Raw genomic sequence first — 22,691 nt, 5'->3', positions numbered from 1 at the left:
ATGAACAATTTTAAACTAGCAACTATTATTAGCATATTTCTTATTTGCAGTAATATTTATGCTGCTCCAAAAGTCATTAAAATCGGTACCGGCTCTATTTTAAAAGGATATTATGCTATTGGACTTGATTTATGCAAGACTATTACAAATGACAATAAAAATAATGAACATATTAAATGCGAAGTTGTTACAACAAACGGTAGTATAGAAAATTTAAAATTATTACAACAAGGCAAAATTGATTTAGCCCTAGTGCAAGCTAATATTGCAGTAGAAGCATATGAGGGCATAGGTTATTATCACGATCAAGAAAAAATGCAAAATTTACGTCAGGTGCTTAATCTACATGATGAGTTTTTTACGGTTATTGTAAAAGATGAGGATAAAATAAAGGTTTTTGCTGATATTGACGGAAAAAAAATAACTAACGGTCCGGCATTTTCCAGTAGTAATATTACTTATGATGCCGTACGTTCTTTATATAAATTTGCTAAGGAACCTGAAGAGCTACACATTAATTATGAAGATTCTAGTGATCAATTCTGTAATAAGGAAATAGATGCTATAATAATGATGGTTGGACATTCTAACCCCTTAGTAAATTTAATAGCTAATAAGTGTGAAATTAATTTCGTTTCAATTGACAATGATAAAATAACGGAATTAATAAAACAAAATAGAGCTTTTCATAAAGCCATACTTCATAAGGGCTTATATCCAGGGATTACCGATGATCAAACTACAGTAAAAGTATCGGCAATTCTAGTAACTAGAGATGAGACGAATCGTGATATTTTAGATAAATTTATCGGAGCTTTTCATAGAAACGTAGCAAATTTTAAACTTTCTAATTACTTATTAAATAACCTGGACATTAACTATTTCGCCGATACTAAAAATTTTGTTCTACCAAAACATGATTCAGTAAGAAACAAAAACTAACAATATCTTATGTCTGAAAATACTATATTTAAAAATATACTTATACCTATAGATTTAAATGATAAAAAATCTATAAAAGGTATTCTTTCTAAGGCTTTAATGCTTGCGACGAACTTTCAAGCAAAATTACATTTTATGTATGTAATTCCTGAATTCGGTATGAAAATGTTTGAAGATTATTTACCTAAAAATTGGAGAACGAAGAAAAAAGAAAAGTATAAAGCTCAAATTAAAGAGCTTATCAAACAATATATTCCCGATGAAATTGAAACAGATTATTATATAGGTAACGGTGCCGTTTATGATGAAATAATTAAGCACTCTAATGAAATTAAAGCCGATTTAATAATAATCTCTGCAGTCAGACTACAATTAAAAGATTATATGCTTGGACCTAATGCTTCTAAAATCGTCCGTCATTCAGATATATCAGTGTTAGTAGTAAGAGACGAGTAATAAGTATTATTTACGACTCGTGGGAGTGCATTGCTAGCGTGGGTCCAAAATCGTCATTGCGAGCAGCCGTAGGCTGCGTGGCAATCCACAAAAAATAAAAAAAAATGCTATAAATTAGCATTTTTTACTGGATTGCTTCGTCAACACTTACAGTTTTTTCTCGCAATGACGATTTTGGCTGTTATAACTTCACTTTCAACTTCACAAAGCCTTGATGGCTTTGATATTTCTTTTGTAAATGACAGTTATATTCAAGTAATACGCTTACATTATCTTTTTCAGTTAAAACGCTAGCACCGATATTATAAGCGACTTTAGGTTGCTTCAGTAATGCGATAGTTTCATTAACTGCTCTATCTTTCCATTTTACTTTAGCATTAAGTTTTTTACTATTATCATTAAAGTAATGTTCTACAGATGCTTGAAGTGCAGGCGTAACACTGAAACCTTCAGCTATTTTCTGCGGTGCTAAAGCTACCTTACCGCCTAAAATACCGCTCCATAAATGCTGCTTTTTAGAAGCAATACTCAAATGCTGAATACCTACATCACTTTCTTGATATGTATCGTCTTTAGAGTGGCCGTATCTTATAACAAGATTTGGAGTAAGAGTAATATCACCATTCATAAGATGATTATAACTTAATAAAGTTTCAAAGTTATAATTATTATTCTTATATTTACCGGTTGCAATAGTACCTAAACGGTTGATTTTACTCTTTACTATATTATGATTGTAAGCAAACATAGCTTGTATCATAAAGTTTTTCGGTAATTCTTTTTGTCCATATAAAGTTACGATATGGCTATCGGTATTAGTATTTGACCTGCTACCGTTAGATTTAAACTTTGAATCCAATTTAGTATAAGCAATACCAACTAAATCTTTGTAGTTATTAGAACCAATATCAAAACCTATAGTACCGCCCGAAGCATGACCTTTATAACCGGCAAAACCTTTTTGCGTATTAGTACCATAAGTACCTGCAATCCAAAGGCTTTTATCTAACACTTTTTCATCTTCATCACCCGCAGCAACCGCAGCACTAGAGAACATTCTATGCGATATAATATTACAGCTCATTTGAGTGATATCATGAATCGGATTATATATTGCTCCAATCATTTCTTCGTCTTGTTTTACTGCATTTTGCATTTCTACAACTTCAGCAGCTTCAACTCTTACAGCTTCAGCAATGCTTGCTTCTGCGGCTTCCTTTATAGAAGCAACTACTTTTGCCTCCTCTTCTTGTCTAGCTTCCTCTTGCTTCGAGTTTTCAAGGCTAACTTCAGAATCCTTAGATTCTGATTTATTTGTACTACTAGATACTTCTACTTTTGTTCGCTCCTATATTATAATCATCATTTTCATAATCTTCTTCAATGTTAAAATCATCTTCATCATCATCAAAGCCTTCAATATTGCCCTCTACAGGAACAATCCTCTCTATACGTTGAACAATTATAATTTCTGCACCAGTATGTGGAGCTTCTTCCACCGGAGGCGGAACTACCCCTACATCTTCCATATTAATAACTACCGGTACCGGTGCTAGTGGAGCTGCAACTGCAGAAACAGCTATTACCTCTTCTGCGTCCTCTTCAGGATCTACCGGTAAAACCAATGGTGCAACAGGAGCCACAGAAGCAACAGCAGGAGCTACTACAACTACTCCACCATAGCTTACGTCTCCATTTTGCTACTGCTTGTGCTGCTGCTGACTCAGGACGTCTTGTAGCAACTTCTGCTTCATTTACAGCTGCCGCTTCTATAATTGCTGCTAACCTAGAATTATTCGCTTTAAGTTGCTGCATTAATCCTGCATCTTGATTCATTCTAACACATAGATTTCTTGTGTCCTGATCTATACCACTTGCTACTTCTCTTTTAGGACCTATGAACTCAATATTGGTTCCTTCTTTTATAGCTTGAGCTAATTGATTTATATCACCATCAAGTGCATCTGCATTTTTAGTTGTATATTTCTCAAAAACTTCTTCTACAATTAATGCTTTTAGTTTTTCCTTTCCTTGAGTCTTTATTGCTAACTCTCTTTTTAAATCCGTGTCAACTGAAGCTGCTATAGCTTGAACAGCAGTTTCGTATTTTTTCCCCTATTTTAGAAGTAGGAGCAATATAAGCTACTGCTACTGCAACCGCAGCATTTTTTTTAGGCAAAAGATTTTCGATAGGCTTTAGACTGTTCCTCTTTCTGACTAAACCGTCCATACCAAGCCCATTATATCCTACCCTCGTAGATAGTGGCGGTCCACCTGCTACCACTATTACCGGTGCAACAACAGGGGTATGAGCAGCTTTCGCTGCTTTTACTCCTTTTAATACCGCTTCTATTTTCTCATCACTTATTACATTAAGAAATTTTACAATTGCCTCTTTTGAGAAATCTTTAGTATTAGGTATTAAAGCTTTCATTTTTGCATTAAAATTATTTTGTACGGCGTCTGTTATATTTTTCTCTGTAATGGTTTTAGAAGCTTGATATAAACCAGCTGCATTATCGGCTAAAACTTTTCTTAGTAATCTAGCGTTAGTATCAACTGCCGTTTCATAAATTCTTGATAATGTTGCCGGTACAGCTTTATTTTATAAAAATGTTAGCCGCTATCTATATTACTTTTCACTGTTAAATTAACAATATTGTTATTAATCCAATTATTTATTTGAGTATTTACTTCGTTTGCTTTAGGAGTAAGGGCTATATTATCACGTACGTCTCCTTTATTAAGAGCTAGATCTAGTACATCGGAACATTTTAAAGTATTAAAATTATCAACAATTCTCTCTATTTCATTATTTAAAGAATTTGCACCTAAAACATTTTCATTTTTAGCAATATAATCTATTCTTGATATAATTGTTTTCTTATCTTGTAGTGCATCTTTTATTTTTATTTCAGTACTTCTTGCCGTAATATGATTTTGTAAGTCCAGCGGTAATTTATCAAAAGTATAGTTTAACGGTCTATTGCATTATGTTCTTCTTCATTAAATAGCTCTTTAAAAAATTCCTTGTTGGCTATTTTATTATTTAAAGTTAAAGCTTGCCTTGAAATTTGCTTTATTACATCATCATCTTTTAGTCTATTCTAAATATTCTCAGCTTTTATCATTAATTGTGCTTTATCAGGCTTTGCTTCTGAAAATAATGCTAAAGACTCAAGTGGACTTTTCCTTTCTTCTAAAGTTAAAAGTGTTTTGATAGTAATCCCTAAATCTGTTTCTGCACCTAATGTTCTTACTTCTAGCTTCCCGGGATTTCCATTATTTTTAGCTAAATACATCTCATTATGAAATATTCTGTCTAAAGTATTCGGAGCTACAAGAACTTCTGCAACTGCTCTGCCTACAACCGGTGCCGGTGCAGCTATTCTTCCCCTTAATGCAGCATCTCCTTTTGCCTTTAGATTTATAACCTGCTAATTTTAGTTCATCATCACCTATGGCATCTAGATTTGCTATATCCCTAGCTATTGCAAGTCTTATACCTACACCTGCCGGAGGAGGCGGTACTACTCCTGCCATTGCTTGAGGTGCTATATTACAAGACCTACTAGACCCTCATTATCTATTCTTATTTCACCTACAGTCTTTTTTAGGACAAGTGCCAGATCACTCATTGTTAAAGCATCGAAATTATTTATCAATGCCTGCATTTTCTTACCATCCAAATCTTTAGTTATTAAACCGGCATCTTTTAAAATCTTGTTATAACTTTTTAGATCTTGCTCATCAACTACCTTATCGTTTTCATTCACTATCTTAATTTTACCGTTATCAATATATGCTTCTTTTAATTTAGCCATCTACTCTAAATAATTAACTACTATTGCAGGATCAGCTAACTTCATTACGGATTGTCTTATGGGAATACTAGATTGTTTAGACTTAAGCTCAACTAAGTTTTGATTAACATAGTTTTTAAATTGATCTAATAATTTATGTTTTGCTTCCGGAGTAGCGACGCTTTTAAACTTATTTAATAAAGGGCTGTTTCCTAATTCAGAGTATTTAGCATTAATATCGATGCTTCTTACAGTAGGATCAGTAATATTAGTACCAAAAAATACATGTTCAAAAGCTTCTGTTGTTAAAGGAGCTTCAACATAATTATTTACAACTTTTAAATCGTCATTAGCATCTACACCGCCCGTCATAGCTATATATTTTAACTGCTCCAAAGGTGTATTTAAATTTTCTATGTTATTAAAATGTATAGCCTTTTTAATTTTATCGTTAATACTGACAACATTTGCCCCTTCAGCTTTAGCAAGGATTTCCAATACTTGAAGTCTATTTTCTAGAACCATCTCTTGCGCGTTACATCCTGTTTCTACTGCTGTATTACCTGTTAAATCAACAACTTCAACACCGGCTGCACGTGCTTCTCTTCTTTCTCTAGTACCGTTAAGTACAGGAGCAACTGCTTGAAGTCTAGTGACTTCTATTATTGCGTTATTGAATAATCTTCTTTCCCTCGGCATAAGATCGTCAACAAGGTCACCAAAATCCGTACGGTCCTGAATTCCTTTTATAACATTAAGCTTTTGAGCAGGAGTTAATATTTGGTAGTCAGCAGTATGGTTCAATATATCATAGATCTCTATATCGGCTCTTGCTTCCCCGGTCACAGCGGTAAGGATTGCAGCATTAGCACAGCTAAGTAAGAATAATTTTGTAAGTTTAGAATTTATAGATTTAATATTTTTTTCCATAATATCTAATTTTTCTTTAATAAATCTTAACAATTACTTAAAATATTAATGCTTTTTTGTTATTAAAGATAATGATACATGAAGAAATATTATGTCAAAAATTTATATTGATGGGCTATAAAGTAGGATAGTAACGTGGATTTTATGTGATATTTTAGTATTTATCGGAAATGTAAAGCTTTTGTTAACATTTAGTTAATTTATTAAAATCTTGTAGGACATTATACGATATTACTTCTATACATGCAAGCTATATTATTAAAATTTTCATTATTTTTAAAATGCTTTATAATGATTGTTATATAACATGATGTCATTCCCGCATGAATACCCAAGTCGTCATTGCGAGCGAACGTTAGTGAGCGTGGCAATCTCAGGAATTGTTCCAATATTGCTTAGTCAAAACTTACAGTTTTTCCTCGCAATAACGAAAAAATCGTTCCACGCAACCGCGTTTTCTTGCCTACGCGGGAATGACCTTACACTATAAGGTATATACTTTGTCTCTCAAAACCAAATTACTTTTTATTACAATCAGCGGCATTATAATATTATATTTTGTTATTCCTCCTGCGCCTTTACTTAAAGACATAAGTTTCTCACAAAGAGTATTTGACCGAAACGGCGAGTTAATGCGTATTTCGCTTTCTAAAGACGATAAATATAGGATATTCACTCCTATACGTGAAATACCGGCAAGTTTTATAGAAGCAGTACTATTATATGAAGACAAGCATTTTTATGAACATTTTGGCGTTAACCCCATTTCTTTAGCCAAAGCTTTTTATTCTACTTATTTACAGAATAATCGTAAAATAGGCGGCTCTACTATAACAATGCAAGTAGCACGTTTAAGATATGGAATAAACTCTTCTACTATTCTTGGTAAAATCCATCAAATCATTAAAGCTATTCATGTAGAGCTACATTATCCAAAAGATGAAATCCTAGAAGCTTATCTAAATCTAGTGCCTTACGGTAGTAATATTGAAGGGATAGCAGCCGGCAGTTATATTTACTTCAATCGTGACCTAAAAGATTTAAATTTGATCGATATTCTAAGCCTTGCAGTAATCCCACAAAATCCGCTTAAAAGAGGCGGGAATGATATTAATATTTTTAAAGCACGTAAATATCTATTTACCGAGTGGCTCACGATTCACCCACAAGATATTATTTATAATAAGTTAATTAGTTTGCCGATTAAATTTAATCAAAATAAAAAACTTCCTTTTATTGCACCGCATTTTACTTTAGACATACTAGCAAATAATGATAGCCCTATTATACGCACTACTATAGATAAAAATCTGCAAGCTACTATAGAAAAACAAGTTCAGCTATATATTAATGATCGGAAAAAATATGGCATTAATAATGCCTCCGTAATTCTTATTGATTTTACTACTATGGAAGTGCTTGCAAGTATTGGCTCCGGAGAGTTTTTTAATAACGATATTTGTGGACAGATTAACGGCACTAAAAGCCATAGATCTCCAGGCTCAGCTTTAAAACCGTTTGTCTATGCACTTAGTTTTGATCAATCACTAATACATCCGTTAACTTTACTAAAGGATACACCTACTTACTACGATCATTATAAACCGGAAAATTTTGATAGTAGGTTTGCAGGCGGTTTAAGTGCTAGAGAATCGTTAATAAAGAGCCGTAACGCACCTGTAATATTTCTGGCGTCTAAGTTAAAAAACCCAAATTTTTATGAGTTCTTACAACAAGCAAAAATTAGCGGCTTACGAAAACCTGAAAATTACGGTTTATCTATAGTACTCGACACAGCAGAAATTACTCTTGAAGAGTTAACTACTCTTTATGCTATGCTTGCTAATTTCGGTACTTATAAACCGCTTAGAAAAGTATTGGATTCTACTATGTCATTCCTGCGAAAGCAGGAATCCATAAAAAATGACCTAAATGTTGGAACAAAAATTTCATATGATTTACTGGATTCCCGCTTTCGCAGGAATGACACAGGAGAGGACAAGGGTGACACGGACACCGTACTACTATCCCCCGAGGCAAGCTATTTAACACTTGATATTATAAAAGATACGACTCGTCCTATTACCTATAATAATACAAGGCATAACTTACCGATTTATTGGAAAACAGGTACTTCCAGCTCATTTAGAGATGCACTTAGCGCTGGCATATTCGGAAAATACGTACTTGTTGTTTGGGTTGGGGATTTCAAAGGGCAAACTCACGGAACATTTACGGGTAATATTTCTGCAGCCCCTTTATTCTTTAATATTATCGAGTCCATATCTAGACCAAATAAAGATGAGGATTTAATCCTTTCAAAAATTAATGCACTAAATATTACTAAAGTAAAAGTTTGTGCAGATACGGGAGATATCGATAACAATATGTGTCCGGTTAAAGCAGAAACCTTATTCATTAAAGGCAAATCACCGATAAAACAATCCGGTATTTATAGAAAAATGTTGATAGATTTAAAAACTGGTATGCCTGTTTGTAACTTTATTAAAGGACAAACAGAATATAAAACAGTAAATTTATGGCCAACAGATATGCTTTCGGTTTATCAAAAAGCAGGAATACATATATTACCGAAACCGATACCTACAAACCATTGCAATAGGTTGATAAATTGGCATCATCAAAAACCTAAAATTATATACCCGTTAAAAAATTCCGTACATTCAATTAAAAATAGTGATAACATTACTTTTAGTGCGATTAGCAATAATAAAACCAACAACATTTTTTGGTTTGTGGAAAATGAATTAATAGCAACTGCAAAACCAAACGAAGCAGTAATATGGAAAGCAAAAGCCGGTGAATTTATTATTAGAGCTATCAGCGATAGCGGCGAAAGCGACAGTATAAAAATTTATATTAAAGAATAGATTAGCGATTATATATGAAATTTCCACAGAAATTGATATTAAACCTTTCACAGAAGAAGAAACTGCTCTTGATTCTTTAAAAGCAAATATTCTGAATGCATTGACTGAAGTGAATTATTTACTAATACCAGCAGGCAAAACACCAGAAGCTACAGTAGTAATAGGATTACCTTATAGCGGGAAAAGCACATTTTTAAATGCTCTTGAGAACAACCTTAAGATTATCGAAAACGGTGAAGAATTTACATTTGATAAATTATTTGATTTTGAAACAACACCGGAAATTCAGCATAAATATGAACCGGCTATATATGATCCCAAAAAATTTGAAATTGCAGAAAAAGTATTTTGGGAATGCTCTAACGAAGTACCCGATACAGTGCAAGAGTTAATCAATGTATTTTTCATTAAAAAGCTAGTTCAAATGACCGATAAATTAAAATTTATCATAGTAGCAAAAGAAGAGACCGTAAAATCCCCTAGTATCTTTAACAGGATTATAGAAGACTTTAAAAATATTTTTCCTACAGAAGAACACAAAAAATTAAAAGGAAATGTCATATGCGTAATAACACAACATAATGAAAATAATCATGAAAACATTATACCGATGTTACAAAATAGCATTGCTATTAACAAGAATATATTAGAATTCTCTGATATAAAACTTTAAACCTACTTCTCAAAATGGGGAAATAAACCTCTCTCTAGAACTAAAACACCTAGAAGAGAGAAAAGGAGTACAAAATTTAGAGATAAAGAAGCTAAGTTCATTGCTAAAGGAACAAGACAGTCTGATAGAAAATTTACATACATAAATACAGATAAATGTAGAATGTATAATTAATACTATCCAATCAATTTTTGAAGACTTTAATGTATATACACCTCTTAACTACTCAAAATTTTTAGATAATAACTATGAGAGGTATATTAAACCATATTTACCAAGTTCTCCAATACAATATCCGGCTATAGAAAAAACTCTTTCTTGTTTTGAAGGATTAGCACAATTATCAGAATTTCAAGCTATCATATTAAACAAACAAGCTAATAACCTTATAGGGTGTAATATTTCAAATTTTAGACTCTATTGAGAAATTCACAGACAATAAACCGGTTATTCAAGCTTACCGATATGTATTAAACCTACAAATTAAAGAATTATCATTATTTGAAGAAATGTTATCTACAACATGGTCTCAATCCAATGATTGCTATAGTTCCTTAATTGAAATATGTGATTTATTCATACAAAATAACTATCTATCTTCTATAAAAAATATAGAATCTAAACACGATCAACCAGTGCAATATTATAAAGAAGCCATAGAGTGGTTAAATAAGTACTCGGACAAAGCAGAGGTGACTCAACTATAGCTAGCTGCTACTCTAAAATAGGCGATATATTGAGCAAAGAAGAAGATTATAATGGAGCTTTAGCTAATTATAATACAGCTCTAACATGTAATGAAGAACTTAAAGAAATGTACAATAAAATCGGCGATATGCTATTTAACTTAGGACGCGAAGACCCAGCTATCATATTTTATAGAAAGAATAATAAATTAGACTCTATATTAAAATGTTATGACAGTCTTATAAATAAGGCTGAAAAGCCTATAAAATATGATTTATATATGGCCCAAGGAAACGAACTTTGCTTTCAAAAACAACAGGAAACAGATGCTGCAGAATCATATTTTAAAGCAGCTGGTGTTGTACGTGATCCTCAAAAACAACGAGATGCAATGCTTATGGCATACAATACTTTCTTAGGAAACCCAAATAATAACGCAATTCAACAAACAGATATTTCAGAACAACAACAAAGCGAGGGATATCTTAATGGTATAATCGGCGATATTATTGATCTGTGACCGTTCACTGATGTTAAGCGGCTTATTATTCCTCTCTGTCATCCCGTGATTTATTCACGGAATCCAGTAAAACATGTAGTGTAGGTAACAATATTGAAGTTATTTTTTCTGGACCCCGTGGTCAGGCCACGGGGTGACAGTGAAAAACCCATGAACGCTCACATTGATCTATCTACCTCAGTAAATCATTTATGCTTACTTTAGCTCTAGTAGTTTTATCGACTTGTTTTATGATAACTACGCAATAAAGTCCAGGCTTACCGGCTTCCTTAGCAGGTAATACTCCTGGAACTACAACGGAATAAGCCGGAATTCTGCCGTAAATAATTACACCTGTATCTCTGTATACTATTTTTGTAGAGCTACCGATAAACACCCCCATACTAATTACTGCTCCTTCCTCTACTATTACACCTTCTGCTATTTCCGATCTTGCACCGATAAAACAATTATCTTCAATGATAACAGGCTTTGCTTGCAACGGCTCAAGCACCCCACCTATTCCCGTACCGCCTGAAATATGGCAATTCTTGCCAATTTGAGCACATGAGCCGATAGTAGCCCATGTATCAATCATTGTTCCCTCATCTATATAAGCACCTATATTAATAAAAGAAGGCATAATTACAACATTTTTAGCTATATAAGTACCGGTTCTAACAACAGCTCCGGGCACTTTGCGTATAGCTGCTTCTTTGAATGTATTTTTATCAGTATCTGCAGAAAATTTAGGAGCAACTTTGTCATACCAACTATTATAATTGTTATTATAAAGTTGTGATTCTGTAGTGATAAAATATAGCAATATAGCTTTCTTTACCCATTCATTAACTTGCCAACTATTTTCTTTCTTTTCACAAACACGAATCGTACCTTGATTTAAGCTTTCTATACTATCATTAAGAGTTTGCTTTAATGTTATAAGCTTTGAAGAATCTTGAAGGAGTTTGTCCTTAATTTGCCAAGCTTCTTCAATTTCTTTAATAAGAGAGGACATATCTTTTAACTGTTTTATTGCCAAAAATAATAAATGAGATTATCATGAAGTCAAACATAATAATTATAATTAACTATGTATATTACTTGCCCAAATTGCCAAACAAGATTTATTGTTACAAGCAATCAAATAGGTATTAACGGACGACGAGTAAAATGTTCCAAATGTAGCCATTTGTGGTATCAGAAATTAGACTATAATACTAGTACATTAAATGACTTTAAAGATAAAGTAAACATGGGAACTATTAAAACTCCTATTAAAAATCATTACAATGCTAATGTGCCGGTTATTTTACCGTATATTCCTCCTAAGAAAAAATATAATATATTTCCAATATTATGGACTAGCTTTATAATTTTTTGTTTAGTGATATTACTAATAGATAGCTTTAAATTCTTAGGTAAATATGATCAATTAAAGATAGAAGAAATTAATTTAGGCAAATCTCGTCATATAGACTGTATGAAGATATTTTATAAATTATCTAATGAGTCTGATTATTTAATTTCCGATCCTATAATCAAAGTGAGAGTAATGGATACTAATAATCAAGCTTTAGATGAATATGTATCAATTACAAAACTACAAACAAAAATCCCTGCAAAACAAGCAATATATCTAGAAATGAATATTGAAGGGATCCCTATTACAGCAAAATATATTGATATTGTTATAGGTAATAGATTAGGCCTTTTATTTAAGTAAAGACGTTGTTGCATAGACCGACAAAATCCACTGTCATCCCGTGGTTTAACCACGTGGTCCATCAAAACAATTAAAACACTATTGAGTATTGTATGAATGTTGCCGTTGACCTGAGTATAAAGGCAATTGATGTCATTCCCACGTAGGCGGGAATCCAGTAAAACATATAAAAACTTGTTTTTTATATGTTTATTTTTATTAAATATGTAACCTATATTAAGGTTGTCTTGTCCCTGCCTTTGCAGGAATGACACACTAAACGTTCATACAATAGAGAGTCAAGCCACACTATAACACCTAACGCATTTTTCAACCCACGCAACGATGCCATGTGGGAATGACATAGGGGCTACGCAACAACATCACTTAAAAATACCCATAAGCTGAAGCTTATGGGTATTACTAAAGATATAATAATTTTTTCGTGTATTAGGACACACCACACTTTGAGCTACTAGTAGTATCACTTGATACCATATTAACAATATCTGGAGCTTTAAATAATATAATGATTGCAGTAACTACCACTAACGCTACTTCCCACTGCAATTTTCCTCTTAATGTTTGAATTCCCAGAACAATTATACCGACAACAGCTATACTTCTTGCAGTATTGCCTCTGAATACTTTAATTAACTTACATAATGCATCACCTACAGGATCGCTATCACTACTACCTAAGCTATCAAAAGCTACCATAATAATAGCCACGCTTAGAATAGTAAATAATATGCGTAATGATAGATTATAATCGATTAATTCTTCGTTTAATTTACGAATAGGAAAGTTCATATGTTTTACCTCAATAAAATAATTAGCATTTAAAAAATAATGTATAATTTATTTATACATAAATCAACTCCTAAATATATGCAATTTTAATTAATATGCAAAAATATTTTAAAAACACTTATTTTAAGTAACATTATAATCACATATAGTATAATTTAACTTCCAAATATATAAACAAACGTAAATAAAAATAACCAAACCACATCCACAAAATGCCAGTACCATGCAGCACATTCAAACCCTAAATGTCCATTACCTTCTGTAGTAAAATCTCCTCTTTTTGCTCTAAAGTAGCAAATTATTAGAAATATAGTGCCTATAATTACATGAGCTCCATGAAAACCTGTGGCCAAATAAAAATTAGAAGCATATATACCATCTGTAAATTTAAACGCCGCATGGTAATATTCATATGCCTGCATAGTTGTAAAAAATATTCCAAGCAATATGGTAAGAGCAAGTGCAGTTACACAATCTTTTTGATTTTTTTCTTCTAAGGCGTAGTGAGCCCAAGTAACGGTAGTGCCTGATAAGAGTAGTATTAAAGTATTGATAAAAGGAATATCAAACGGCTCAAAAGTTTTAATTGTAGGTGGAGGCCAAATGCCCTGCTTTACAACCCATACACCGTCTAAAAGACCTACGGGTGATAGACTTGATTTAAAAAAAGAAGCAAAAAATACACCAAAAAATACTATTTCCGTTAAGATAAATAACGCCATACCTATTTGTAAACCTTTTCTAACAGGACTAGTATGCTGATGTTCGACTATTCCTTCTTTCACTACATCTCTCCACCAAGAATATAAACAGTAACCTACTGAAATAATCCCTGCAAATAAAATATATATATTAAATTTGTAGCCATGCATGAACGAGACGCCGCCTATAACCAAAAGAAGTAAAGCAAAAGATGTTAGGACGGGCCAAGGGCTTGGGTCTACTATATGGAATAAGTGCGATTTAGTAATAGAATATGAATTATTTAAAATTATCTTTTGACTCATATTGTTATTTTATATTTCCTAATTATCACCAATAACAAACTACAAAAGTAATCTGCTATTCGCATGAGTGAAAATAAATATAAATTATTATTGATGTAAAAGCAAATGCTAGAAGCAGATTATATAGAAAATATACCCCGTAACTCAGAATTACATTATTTATTATTAATGACAACTAAAATCTCTTGACTCTTTATATTATTCAACTAATATATAGACCGCTAATAATGTTTAAGCTCCATTGTTGCAAGACCAATCTGTCAAAACTTAACATTAAGTTACGCCAGGGGTCTATTATTATAAGTGAGTAAAATCATGAAGTATAATGGAGGTTGTTGTCTTACAGCAACGGAGCTTAACCCCTGGCACCTTTATTTATTAATTCTAGATTAGGTTTAGGCATAAATTAAATAAAGGAATTGCGAGTAGTATTAGCTATGTTTGATAAAAATAAAGATTTATTAATTCTAAAAAATACAAATGCAAAAAATAAAGAAAAAATTTAAAAAAAGTTTTTCTTTTCATCACCATTTCTAATAATATTATTAATGTTTTTTTATTATCTTCTTAATATCTTAGAAGTAAAATATTTCTAGATTTTTCAACTAATTAAGCTGTTAACTCTAAATTGTCTTACTTAAAATTATAGAGATACGACAAATTATCTTCACTATTTTACTAGTTATTTCTGCAAATATTGCCTCAGTACTATCATTCATTATAGCAATATTTTTATGTTCAATTTCATCAAGTCGAAATTTAATAATATTATTTAATAATTCTGGCTCAACATTTTTATTTTCTAAATAATTTATTTGCTGTTCATAATGCTTTTCTATTACTTCTTCTACACTCTCGGTAATAAGCATCACCGTTTTTATTCCCATCAAGGAAGATAAAGCACCAAGTAAAAATCCGTAATGATGCCAAAAAAATAATAAAAACGTGGGTCTTACTTCTTTTTCCAGTAATTTTTTTTCAAAATAATTTAAATGCACTTCTTCGTGGTCAAGCATTTCTTTAATCAATGTATGATCATTTTGAGATTTAATATATTTTAGCTGTCCTTGATAAATTCTTTTTGCACCATATTCTCCGGCATGATTAACTCTAATTATCTCGTGAATTTGTTTGTCAGGGTCAGAAAAATCAGGTCTAGGCATAATGTATACTCGTTTAATTTGAAAAATTGGCTACGTCATCTTATAAGAGCTACGGTGCTCACGTATTAAGTATACGCTCCGCTCCTCGCCTTATAGTCTCCTTGCTCTTTTCCAAATTAAACTTCGTCTACTCTTCATTTACTTTGGAGTATACTTTGGAATAAATCGAAACTAGCAGGGTTTAACTTATAATCCACTTCTGCCTGTTGTAGCACTTTTAAAGTCTTTAGACATTCAGTGAGGCTAAGACCGTTTGCTATCTTCGTAAAATCATTAATATACTGATAGAAAATTGGTGGTGATAATGATTTTATTGCGAGTTCCAAACGCTCACCGTTTTTTACTTTCGACAAAACTATATATAAATTTAAATAATGCCTTATTAATGCTCTAATAATTAAAACTTCATTGATATTTTGTTTTTTTAATATATCAAGCTCTTGCAGAAAATTACTATAATCTTTTTTTGAAAAATACATTGCTAAATCACTGCCATTTGCCGTAATTTCGCTACTTATAACTTCTAGAACATCGTTTAAAGTAATTTCGCGTGCGTCGTGAACAAAATATATTAATTTATTTATTTCGCTACAAATTAAATCATGATCACCTTTTAAATGAGCTTTTAAATAAGTGATAGCTTCTTTACTTATAATTTTATTAGTTTTTTCTACTTTACCTAAAATAATTCGTTCAATTTTTGCTTCATCGTCATGATAACAAGCAACTGCCGCTAAATATTCTTCCGTTTCAAAAAACTTTCTAATGCTCCCACTAGAAGTCATTTCTTCACCTATAAATACAGGAAAATTTATATAATCACTGCTTAGAATTGTTTTTAAATTCTTATCGATTGAATTCCCAACCGATCTAATTTTAATTAATTCTTTTTGACCAAAAAAATTAGACGAATTAAGTAATATTTCTAAAGATGAAATATTAAGCTCTGCGTATTCTATAGAAGTTTGTAGCATATTTAAGCTTTTTACTAAATGCTTACAAATTTTTTCTATATAACCTTTATCAGGACCATATAGTAAAAGAGCTCTAATCTTTCCGGATGTTATTAGCTCAAATAATCTACCTATTTGTGAAAAATAAAATTTCATAGCTTAACTATTTCCGTGTAAAATATAAAATTAATCTGCTACGAATTTCTTCTGCTGCTTGATATGCTAAGTCTACTCCTGTTTCATCTCTTTCAACATTTGTTGCATATGGTGTAAAAATAGCATTATATGACGTGTTTTGGTAAAACTTCTCTTCAATTAAAACCTTTTGGCTTTCTATATCAATTAATTTATATCTAACTAATTGATTAATATATTTCCTTAAAACATTGGAGTTTTTTTCAATAGTAGCAGGCATAGTTGTTGCGATAAGCTTTACTTTAAGCAGGTATTTTGCTTGTGCTTTCTGAGGTAAAATACTAGTTAAACGATGATAAAACTCAGCTCCTTCAATTGTTCGAATCGGTTCAACTTCAATAGTTTCTAAATCATTATTTCTACTGTATTTTTCACTATATACCGGTTTTAAATTACAACTGCTCATTAGAAAGAATATAATTATTACAAATAAAGAACGCATATATTAATTAAAATTGTTTTTTATATTAATAACAGTTTATTTCGATTTTGTGAAAGAAAATTATAATAATTAGCATTTATTAATATTTATAGTAATAATATGTTAATTTATGTTGACATTAATAAGTGATGCTTGTATGCTGCCACTTCAAAATTTTTAAGGTATTAGATGTTATTAACTAAACTTGTTCTAAGTATTCCAACACAAATACAAATAGTATTGGTAAAAATAAAAACATATTTTCTCTTCCTAAAAAAAGTAACTTTAACAAAATATAGCTCATATAGCTCAACAGAAAGTATTAAAACACTCAAAGTAAATACAGATGAAACTAAAACTGTAAAGATTACGAAAAAGGATTTAGAAAAATCTTTTGAGTTATATGAAGAAAAATTGATAATATTAGCACAAAAACTATCATCACAAACATCAATTAGTTATGATGCTTATAACCCTCAAACAGAGTATTACCCATTGATAGGAGAAGATGGAAATATCAAGTATATCCCTACTACTGAATTATAATTTTTTAAGCTTTAAATTTAATCGGTCAGTTTTACATACTTACCGTTTTTTATTAAAGAACTCTCTATATCTTCCTTGCAAATCTAATACTCTATGTTAAATTTACAAGGAAGATGCTTGTCCGATAATTTACAAATTTTTTATACAAGCTCCATTATTGTATGCTTATTTTTTCCAATTATAGACATATCATCTTCTAAATATTTGTGCATATCTTCTGCCCAACCGTGCCATGGTTCTATATTAAGCCAGTCTATAATATATCGTTCACAATTTTGCAATATTTCTAATATTTCTTTACTAGTATTATAATATGATGGAGTAAGACCTGAAGCATCTTTGATCATTACTAAATAAGGATTTTTTGCTAATAAAGCTTTTATAATCTCTTTGTTAGCAATTCCTGTAACTGCTGAATGTAACACTGTTGAATCGTTATAGGTTATCCCTGTTACGTATTTAGTTAATTCTAATATTTTTTCAACTAATGTTTGTTCTTTATCCTCAACCGCATCATGTAAGATATACTTATTTTTTTATCAAATAGAAATGCTTTTAGTGCATCTTCATCATTCTTGTCTATTAATGCTTTGAATTTTCTTAAGAAGCTTCTTTTTTAGAAACATCCCTCTCTATATCATCATCTGAACGTGGTGATGTTAGTGAATCCTGAGTATTAGAGTTATTACTATTTTTTGTACAAAACTTAAAAAAAGATGTTTTTTGTTTTATCTACTGTAGGTATTTGTTCTTTAGTCATTAATTCTCCTAAATTTATTAATTATTTTAGGAGGAATTGTTAATTAGCTATGTTTCTTAGGTAGTGAGTAAGGGGCGTTTTTTCTGTCATTGCGAGGAAATTGCATAGCAATTGACGAAGCAATCTCAGAAGTTTGTTATTATTTCATGAGATTGCCACGCAGCCTACGGCTGCTCGCAATGACGGTTTTAGTATGTATCCACCATGCAACAATGCTGTCTGGCTTTTGCAGGAATAACATAAAGAATATTTATCAATCCACACAAAAATGACCTAGTTGGCGAACTACTCTGAGCTAATTTGCAATTCTCTTAAAATATAAGATTATAAATTTAAGAATAATAACGCAATAAACCAAGTTGAATTATATATTACTTCATTGATTAAGAATTGTTAATTTATCACAATGTCACTAGTTACTGAAGTTTTATATTTTCCATATCCCAATCATGAGAAATAGTATTATACTTTAATATATAAGGCTTAGTATCTATAGAATCTAGAGTTATATCAGCAATCATATCATCATGTGACGAGATAAGTTCATTATAACCGAAATTAGCATAATAAGGTTGATAATTTTTAAATCTAACCGTTATAAACTTCTCTTTAGTAATAGCAGGTAAGAATTTCACCAAATCATCAAGATTACTTAAAGCTAAATCTTTCATCTCAAAAATTTGCAATCTATAAACATTTTTATAATCTTTAGTAAAAAACGTTGGTATAGAGCTAAAGCTACTACCGGATTGAACGGAAGCTATACTTAGAGCTTTAAGCGGAATACCTGATTTATTACTAAAATAATCATCGGCTTCAAAAAATACTGCACCGCCGAAATTTATCATTTTAGCGATTTTATTATTGTTCACATCATATAAATCTACTGCTTGTTCTAGCTTTTTTCCATCACGAAATATAGTAAGTTTAATAGCTATTCCTTTGAAATTATCCATTTCTCTATCAAATAATGCTAGATTGCCGCCGAGTTCCTTATCATTAACTGCCCAAATAATATCACCGGCTTTTAAAGATTTTTCGGCAGGTGATCCAGCTAAAACTGCCTTAACGCTTATCACTCTATTTCTACTATCAGGAAATTTCTTTATATATTTATCCATTTCTTCTTTAGGGAAATTGTGATGTCTAACTGCTTTATTTAAAGAATATAACTCGCTTATTATTCCTATATGTTTTCTGCCTGGTTGTTTATTATTCTTTAAACTTTCTAAAGTGCGAGCTACATAATCACCGTGCAGCGCTAGAGAATGAGTTTTACCGCCACCATATAATACTCCTATAGCCTCAATCTTATCGTTTAATACCGGTGAACCGCTAGCACCTCCTGTAGTATTTAAATTAATAACATAAGTACATTGCGGCATTAAACCTTCAATATTATAAAGATCGGACAAATAACCGGTATGGAAAGAAAAACCTTTCGCTTCTGTGTTACCGACTACAAAAACCTTTTGATTTAATTTTGGAAGTTCGCTTGCAAAAGATATTTGCGTTGCTGATGCCGGTATATCTTTACTCTCTACTTTTAAAACGGCATAATCTTGCCAAATATCGTAATAGATAAGTTTTGCTTCTGCCTGCTCACCGTTATAAAAAGTAACAAAATAAGTTCCGATAGACGCACCGCCGACAACATGAGTATTAGTAATTATATAACCGTTGTTCTTATCGTTGATAAATCCCGTTCCAGTCCAACTACTTGTATCGTCATATGCCGATACGGCAATTCTAGTATCGATCGTTACGATTGCTTTCTTTGCTTTTTCAAATATAATAGTGCTTGTTTCGCTAGATGCTAAAACTATATTATTTAGGAAAACTAAATTAATAATAAATAAAAGTTTTAGTAAAATCGGTAGTTTTTTCATTGTCACCTCTTGTAAAATCATTTAAGCCGCACTATATCAAATCAAAAGTCATAATAAAATAAAAAAAGAAAACGAGGAATCTTATGGGAAAAGTAATAGGTATCGACCTTGGGACTACCAACTCTTGTGTTGCGGTCATGGAAGGTAAAGAACCAAAGGTAATAGAAAATGCAGAAGGTGAAAGAACTACGCCATCAATAATAGCTTTTGCAAACGGCGAAAAATTAGTCGGGCAATCTGCTAAGAGGCAAGCAGTAACTAACCCTCGCAATACTATATATGCGGTAAAGCGATTAATCGGTAGAAATTTTATCGATCCTATGGTTAGGAAAGACCAAGGTATTGTACCGTATAATATAGTTAAAGCCGATAACGGGGATGCATGGGTCGAAGCGGATAATAATAAATATTCACCAAGTCAAATTAGTGCATTCATTTTACAAAAAATGAAAGAAACTGCTGAGAATTATTTAGGGGACAAAGTAACACAAGCAGTAATTACCGTACCTGCTTATTTTAATGATGCACAGCGTCAAGCAACGAAAGATGCCGGTAAAATAGCAGGTCTTGAGGTCCTTAGAATAATCAACGAGCCGACTGCTGCAGCTCTTGCTTACGGTTTCGAGAAATCGGCAAGTAAAACTATTGCAGTATACGATCTTGGCGGCGGAACATTCGATGTTTCAATTCTTGAGATCGCTGACGGTGTTTTTGAAGTGAAATCAACAAACGGCGATACATTCCTTGGCGGTGAAGATTTCGATACAAGAATATTAAACCATTTAATAGATATATTCAAAAAAGAAAACGGTATAGATTTAAGTAAAGATCCTTTAGCACTTCAACGTTTGAAAGAAGCCGCGGAAAAAGCTAAGAAAGAACTATCTTCTGCAGTAACTACCGATATTAATTTACCTTATATTACAGCTGATAGTAGCGGTCCAAAACACTTAAATATTAAATTTACTAGAGCTGAACTAGAAAAATTAGTAGATGATTTAATTGAAAAAACAATTGAGCCTTGCCGTAAAGCATTACAGGATGCAGGTTTTAAAGCTTCTGATATTCAAGAAGTAGTATTAGTAGGCGGTATGACTAGAATGCCGAAAGTACAAGAAGCCGTAAAAAAATTCTTCGGACGTGAGCCACATAAAGGCGTAAATCCCGATGAGGTTGTAGCTCTCGGTGCTGCTATTCAAGGCGGAGTACTTAATAAAGAAGTAACGGATATATTATTATTAGACGTTACACCTCTATCCCTTGGCATTGAAACTCTTGGCGGCGTATTTACAAGATTAATCGATCGTAATACTACTATACCTACTAAGAAAAGTCAGGTATTCTCAACTGCTGATGATAACCAGCATGCCGTAACTATTAGAGTATTCCAAGGTGAACGTGAAATGGCAAAAGATAATAAATTACTTGGTCAGTTTAATCTCGAAGGTATACCTCCTGCACCAAGAGGTTTGCCGCAAATAGAAGTAACGTTTGACATTGATGCTAACGGAATAGTGCATGTTTCAGCTAAAGATAAAGCAAGCGGTAAAGAGCAGAAAGTAACTATTCAAGCTTCCGGTGGTCTTAGCGATGCGGAAATTGAACAAATGGTTAAAGATGCCGAACAAAATGCTGATGCAGACAAAAAGCGTAAGGAACTTATTGAAGCAAAAAATGCTGCCGATAGTTTAGTTTATTCTACTGAAAAAACTCTTACAGAATATGGCGATAAATTATCATCAGACAATAAAGGAGCTGTTGAAGAAGCACTAGCCGCTTTAAAAGCCGTGCTTGAGTCGGAAGATGTTGCTTTGATTAAAGAAAAGACCGAAAGTTTAACTGCAGCTAGCATGAAAATCGGTGAAGCGATGTATAAAGCACAAAGCGAGAGCCAAACTACTGAAGAAAGTGCCGCTAATGATGAAAAAATAGTAGATGCCGACTTTCAAGATGTAGAGAAGAAGTAGAAGTAATTTCGTCATCGCGAGCAGCGGTAAGCTGCGTGGCAATCTCGTTAAATATCCTGAGATTGTTTCGTCAAATTACTATGTAATTTTCCTCGTAATGACGTTACAATCTCATTTTATAAATTAAATTATGTCACAAAATTATTACCAAATACTAGGGGTTAGTAAAACAGCTAGCCAAGCTGACCTTAAAAAAGCCTACCTCAAGCTAGCCAAGCAATATCACCCTGATACTACTAATGCTAAAGATGCTGAAAAGAAATTTAAAGAAATCAATGCCGCTTATGATGTTCTAAAAGATGAGCAAAAAAGAGCTGCTTATGACCGTTTTGGACACGATGCTTTTCAAAATCAACAATCACGAGGGGGAGGCGGAAATCATGGCGGTTTT

Annotated in this window: 24 protein-coding genes and 2 pseudogenes; 10 read left to right on the top strand and 16 right to left on the bottom strand. The window is 32.1% G+C overall.

Translation table 11 applies throughout. The annotated features are described in order from the left end of the window. A complete protein-coding gene (locus RGRA_RS0101920; protein WP_017443298.1) occupies positions 1 to 942 on the top strand; it encodes a TAXI family TRAP transporter solute-binding subunit in 942 nt (313 codons plus the stop codon). 9 nt (positions 943 to 951) lie between these two features. Further along, on the top strand, positions 952 to 1,398 hold the full coding sequence (locus RGRA_RS0101915; protein WP_024547240.1) for a universal stress protein: 447 nt from the start codon (positions 952 to 954) through the stop codon (positions 1,396 to 1,398). 181 nt (positions 1,399 to 1,579) lie between these two features. Here RGRA_RS0101915 and RGRA_RS0101910 read toward each other — a convergent pair whose 3' ends face one another. The 8 genes and pseudogenes from RGRA_RS0101910 to RGRA_RS14230 all read right to left on the bottom strand — a co-directional run. Next, positions 1,580 to 2,554, bottom strand: a complete 975-nt coding sequence (locus tag RGRA_RS0101910; RefSeq protein WP_017443355.1) for an autotransporter outer membrane beta-barrel domain-containing protein — start codon at positions 2,552 to 2,554, stop codon at positions 1,580 to 1,582. A gap of 166 nt (positions 2,555 to 2,720) precedes the next feature. After that, positions 2,721 to 3,041 (bottom strand): hypothetical protein, encoded by a 321-nt coding sequence (locus RGRA_RS13115; RefSeq protein WP_236609758.1) that lies wholly within the window; start codon positions 3,039 to 3,041, stop codon positions 2,721 to 2,723. Then, on the bottom strand, positions 3,001 to 3,234 hold the full coding sequence (locus RGRA_RS13110) for a hypothetical protein (RefSeq protein ID WP_017443353.1): 234 nt from the start codon (positions 3,232 to 3,234) through the stop codon (positions 3,001 to 3,003). Before RGRA_RS13110 ends, RGRA_RS13115 begins: the two co-directional genes overlap by 41 nt. Before the next feature lie 232 nt (positions 3,235 to 3,466). Continuing rightward, the gene (locus RGRA_RS11670) at positions 3,467 to 3,832 is read right to left on the bottom strand and encodes a hypothetical protein (RefSeq protein ID WP_017443352.1); all 366 of its coding nucleotides are present in this window, start codon (positions 3,830 to 3,832) and stop codon (positions 3,467 to 3,469) included. Positions 3,833 to 4,505: 673 nt separating this feature from the next. Next, entirely contained in the window at positions 4,506 to 4,700 is a 195-nt protein-coding gene (locus RGRA_RS0101895) for a hypothetical protein (protein WP_017443351.1), read from the bottom strand. 4 nt (positions 4,701 to 4,704) lie between these two features. Further along, the gene (locus RGRA_RS0101890) at positions 4,705 to 4,941 is read right to left on the bottom strand and encodes a hypothetical protein (RefSeq protein ID WP_017443350.1); all 237 of its coding nucleotides are present in this window, start codon (positions 4,939 to 4,941) and stop codon (positions 4,705 to 4,707) included. 11 nt (positions 4,942 to 4,952) lie between these two features. Further along, positions 4,953 to 5,222 carry a hypothetical protein gene (locus RGRA_RS0101885; RefSeq protein ID WP_017443349.1) on the bottom strand — a complete coding sequence of 90 codons (270 nt, stop codon included), beginning with the start codon at positions 5,220 to 5,222 and terminating at the stop codon, positions 4,953 to 4,955. A gap of 402 nt (positions 5,223 to 5,624) precedes the next feature. Next, a pseudogene (locus RGRA_RS14230) lies at positions 5,625 to 6,047 on the bottom strand (cell surface protein); the annotation flags it as partial. A gap of 584 nt (positions 6,048 to 6,631) precedes the next feature. Here RGRA_RS14230 and pbpC point away from each other — a divergent pair. From pbpC to RGRA_RS0101860, 4 genes and pseudogenes are all read left to right on the top strand, one after another. Then, the gene (pbpC, locus tag RGRA_RS0101870; RefSeq protein WP_017443347.1) at positions 6,632 to 9,022 is read left to right on the top strand and encodes a penicillin-binding protein 1C; all 2,391 of its coding nucleotides are present in this window, start codon (positions 6,632 to 6,634) and stop codon (positions 9,020 to 9,022) included. Between the two features lie 379 nt (positions 9,023 to 9,401). Beyond that, positions 9,402 to 9,672, top strand: a pseudogene (locus tag RGRA_RS14225) (hypothetical protein). Positions 9,673 to 10,204: 532 nt separating this feature from the next. Continuing rightward, on the top strand, positions 10,205 to 10,402 hold the full coding sequence (locus RGRA_RS12075; protein WP_162146305.1) for a hypothetical protein: 198 nt from the start codon (positions 10,205 to 10,207) through the stop codon (positions 10,400 to 10,402). A 29-nt stretch (positions 10,403 to 10,431) separates the two neighbouring features. Further along, positions 10,432 to 10,902, top strand: a complete 471-nt coding sequence (locus RGRA_RS0101860) for a hypothetical protein (protein WP_017443345.1) — start codon at positions 10,432 to 10,434, stop codon at positions 10,900 to 10,902. Between the two features lie 172 nt (positions 10,903 to 11,074). On the opposite strand, the gene dapD is transcribed toward RGRA_RS0101860, so the two are convergent. Beyond that, on the bottom strand, positions 11,075 to 11,899 hold the full coding sequence (gene dapD, locus RGRA_RS0101855; RefSeq protein WP_017443344.1) for a 2,3,4,5-tetrahydropyridine-2,6-dicarboxylate N-succinyltransferase: 825 nt from the start codon (positions 11,897 to 11,899) through the stop codon (positions 11,075 to 11,077). Between the two features lie 75 nt (positions 11,900 to 11,974). Between dapD and RGRA_RS0101850 the strand changes: the two genes are divergently transcribed. Further along, a complete protein-coding gene (locus RGRA_RS0101850; RefSeq protein WP_017443343.1) occupies positions 11,975 to 12,607 on the top strand; it encodes an MJ0042-type zinc finger domain-containing protein in 633 nt (210 codons plus the stop codon). A 429-nt stretch (positions 12,608 to 13,036) separates the two neighbouring features. On the opposite strand, the gene RGRA_RS0101845 is transcribed toward RGRA_RS0101850, so the two are convergent. The 5 genes from RGRA_RS0101845 to RGRA_RS0101820 form a co-directional block, all read right to left on the bottom strand. Then, entirely contained in the window at positions 13,037 to 13,399 is a 363-nt protein-coding gene (locus tag RGRA_RS0101845) for a TrbC/VirB2 family type IV secretion system protein (RefSeq protein WP_017443342.1), read from the bottom strand. A 155-nt stretch (positions 13,400 to 13,554) separates the two neighbouring features. Further along, positions 13,555 to 14,406 carry a cytochrome c oxidase subunit 3 gene (locus RGRA_RS0101840; protein WP_029662581.1) on the bottom strand — a complete coding sequence of 284 codons (852 nt, stop codon included), beginning with the start codon at positions 14,404 to 14,406 and terminating at the stop codon, positions 13,555 to 13,557. 623 nt (positions 14,407 to 15,029) lie between these two features. Further along, positions 15,030 to 15,569 (bottom strand): demethoxyubiquinone hydroxylase family protein, encoded by a 540-nt coding sequence (locus RGRA_RS0101830; RefSeq protein WP_017443340.1) that lies wholly within the window; start codon positions 15,567 to 15,569, stop codon positions 15,030 to 15,032. A 134-nt stretch (positions 15,570 to 15,703) separates the two neighbouring features. After that, the gene (gene holA, locus RGRA_RS0101825) at positions 15,704 to 16,678 is read right to left on the bottom strand and encodes a DNA polymerase III subunit delta (protein ID WP_017443339.1); all 975 of its coding nucleotides are present in this window, start codon (positions 16,676 to 16,678) and stop codon (positions 15,704 to 15,706) included. A gap of 7 nt (positions 16,679 to 16,685) precedes the next feature. Further along, positions 16,686 to 17,159 carry a hypothetical protein gene (locus RGRA_RS0101820; RefSeq protein ID WP_017443338.1) on the bottom strand — a complete coding sequence of 158 codons (474 nt, stop codon included), beginning with the start codon at positions 17,157 to 17,159 and terminating at the stop codon, positions 16,686 to 16,688. A gap of 168 nt (positions 17,160 to 17,327) precedes the next feature. Here RGRA_RS0101820 and RGRA_RS0101815 point away from each other — a divergent pair, with 168 nt between their 5' ends. Next, positions 17,328 to 17,684: a hypothetical protein gene (locus RGRA_RS0101815; protein WP_017443337.1), complete on the top strand. Its 357-nt coding sequence runs from the start codon at positions 17,328 to 17,330 to the stop codon at positions 17,682 to 17,684. Between the two features lie 140 nt (positions 17,685 to 17,824). Here the strand turns inward: RGRA_RS0101815 and RGRA_RS08395 are convergent, their stop codons facing one another. Together RGRA_RS08395 and RGRA_RS0101805 are read right to left on the bottom strand one after the other, a co-directional pair. Continuing rightward, positions 17,825 to 18,109: a hypothetical protein gene (locus RGRA_RS08395; RefSeq protein WP_017443336.1), complete on the bottom strand. Its 285-nt coding sequence runs from the start codon at positions 18,107 to 18,109 to the stop codon at positions 17,825 to 17,827. Between the two features lie 751 nt (positions 18,110 to 18,860). Next, positions 18,861 to 20,354 carry a S1C family serine protease gene (locus RGRA_RS0101805; protein ID WP_024547239.1) on the bottom strand — a complete coding sequence of 498 codons (1,494 nt, stop codon included), beginning with the start codon at positions 20,352 to 20,354 and terminating at the stop codon, positions 18,861 to 18,863. Between the two features lie 62 nt (positions 20,355 to 20,416). Between RGRA_RS0101805 and dnaK the strand changes: the two genes are divergently transcribed. Then, positions 20,417 to 22,300, top strand: coding sequence for a molecular chaperone DnaK (dnaK, locus tag RGRA_RS0101800; protein ID WP_017443334.1), 1,884 nt, complete (start codon positions 20,417 to 20,419; stop codon positions 22,298 to 22,300). A 130-nt stretch (positions 22,301 to 22,430) separates the two neighbouring features. Continuing rightward, the coding region (locus RGRA_RS0101795; protein WP_029662579.1) for a DnaJ domain-containing protein at positions 22,431 to 22,691 on the top strand (261 nt) is incomplete at its 3' end.

Origin of the sequence: Rickettsia gravesii BWI-1 (genome assembly GCF_000485845.1) — a bacterium.
In the GTDB taxonomy this organism is placed as follows: domain Bacteria; phylum Pseudomonadota; class Alphaproteobacteria; order Rickettsiales; family Rickettsiaceae; genus Rickettsia; species Rickettsia rickettsii.
Note: the sequence above shows the minus strand (reverse complement) of the source record. Positions and strands in the feature narration are given on the sequence as shown.

What these genes read in the sequence shown, in the direction of transcription:
- RGRA_RS13110 (WP_017443353.1), bottom strand. Translation starts at nt 3,234, where the DNA reads ATGAATCAAGATGCAGGATTAATGCAGCAACTTAAAGCGAATAATTCT.
- RGRA_RS0101815 (WP_017443337.1), top strand. Translation starts at nt 17,328, where the DNA reads ATGTTATTAACTAAACTTGTTCTAAGTATTCCAACACAAATACAAATA.
- holA (WP_017443339.1), bottom strand. Translation starts at nt 16,678, where the DNA reads ATGAAATTTTATTTTTCACAAATAGGTAGATTATTTGAGCTAATAACA.
- RGRA_RS11670 (WP_017443352.1), bottom strand. Translation starts at nt 3,832, where the DNA reads ATGAAAGCTTTAATACCTAATACTAAAGATTTCTCAAAAGAGGCAATT.
- RGRA_RS0101850 (WP_017443343.1), top strand. Translation starts at nt 11,975, where the DNA reads ATGTATATTACTTGCCCAAATTGCCAAACAAGATTTATTGTTACAAGC.
- RGRA_RS0101890 (WP_017443350.1), bottom strand. Translation starts at nt 4,941, where the DNA reads ATGGCAGGAGTAGTACCGCCTCCTCCGGCAGGTGTAGGTATAAGACTT.
- RGRA_RS0101895 (WP_017443351.1), bottom strand. Translation starts at nt 4,700, where the DNA reads ATGTATTTAGCTAAAAATAATGGAAATCCCGGGAAGCTAGAAGTAAGA.
- RGRA_RS0101920 (WP_017443298.1), top strand. Translation starts at nt 1, where the DNA reads ATGAACAATTTTAAACTAGCAACTATTATTAGCATATTTCTTATTTGC.
- RGRA_RS0101885 (WP_017443349.1), bottom strand. Translation starts at nt 5,222, where the DNA reads ATGGCTAAATTAAAAGAAGCATATATTGATAACGGTAAAATTAAGATA.
- RGRA_RS12075 (WP_162146305.1), top strand. Translation starts at nt 10,205, where the DNA reads ATGTTATCTACAACATGGTCTCAATCCAATGATTGCTATAGTTCCTTA.
- RGRA_RS0101840 (WP_029662581.1), bottom strand. Translation starts at nt 14,406, where the DNA reads ATGAGTCAAAAGATAATTTTAAATAATTCATATTCTATTACTAAATCG.
- dnaK (WP_017443334.1), top strand. Translation starts at nt 20,417, where the DNA reads ATGGGAAAAGTAATAGGTATCGACCTTGGGACTACCAACTCTTGTGTT.
- RGRA_RS0101830 (WP_017443340.1), bottom strand. Translation starts at nt 15,569, where the DNA reads ATGCCTAGACCTGATTTTTCTGACCCTGACAAACAAATTCACGAGATA.
- RGRA_RS0101845 (WP_017443342.1), bottom strand. Translation starts at nt 13,399, where the DNA reads ATGAACTTTCCTATTCGTAAATTAAACGAAGAATTAATCGATTATAAT.
- dapD (WP_017443344.1), bottom strand. Translation starts at nt 11,899, where the DNA reads ATGTCCTCTCTTATTAAAGAAATTGAAGAAGCTTGGCAAATTAAGGAC.
- RGRA_RS0101805 (WP_024547239.1), bottom strand. Translation starts at nt 20,354, where the DNA reads ATGATTTTACAAGAGGTGACAATGAAAAAACTACCGATTTTACTAAAA.
- RGRA_RS0101820 (WP_017443338.1), bottom strand. Translation starts at nt 17,159, where the DNA reads ATGCGTTCTTTATTTGTAATAATTATATTCTTTCTAATGAGCAGTTGT.
- RGRA_RS0101915 (WP_024547240.1), top strand. Translation starts at nt 952, where the DNA reads ATGTCTGAAAATACTATATTTAAAAATATACTTATACCTATAGATTTA.
- RGRA_RS0101910 (WP_017443355.1), bottom strand. Translation starts at nt 2,554, where the DNA reads ATGCAAAATGCAGTAAAACAAGACGAAGAAATGATTGGAGCAATATAT.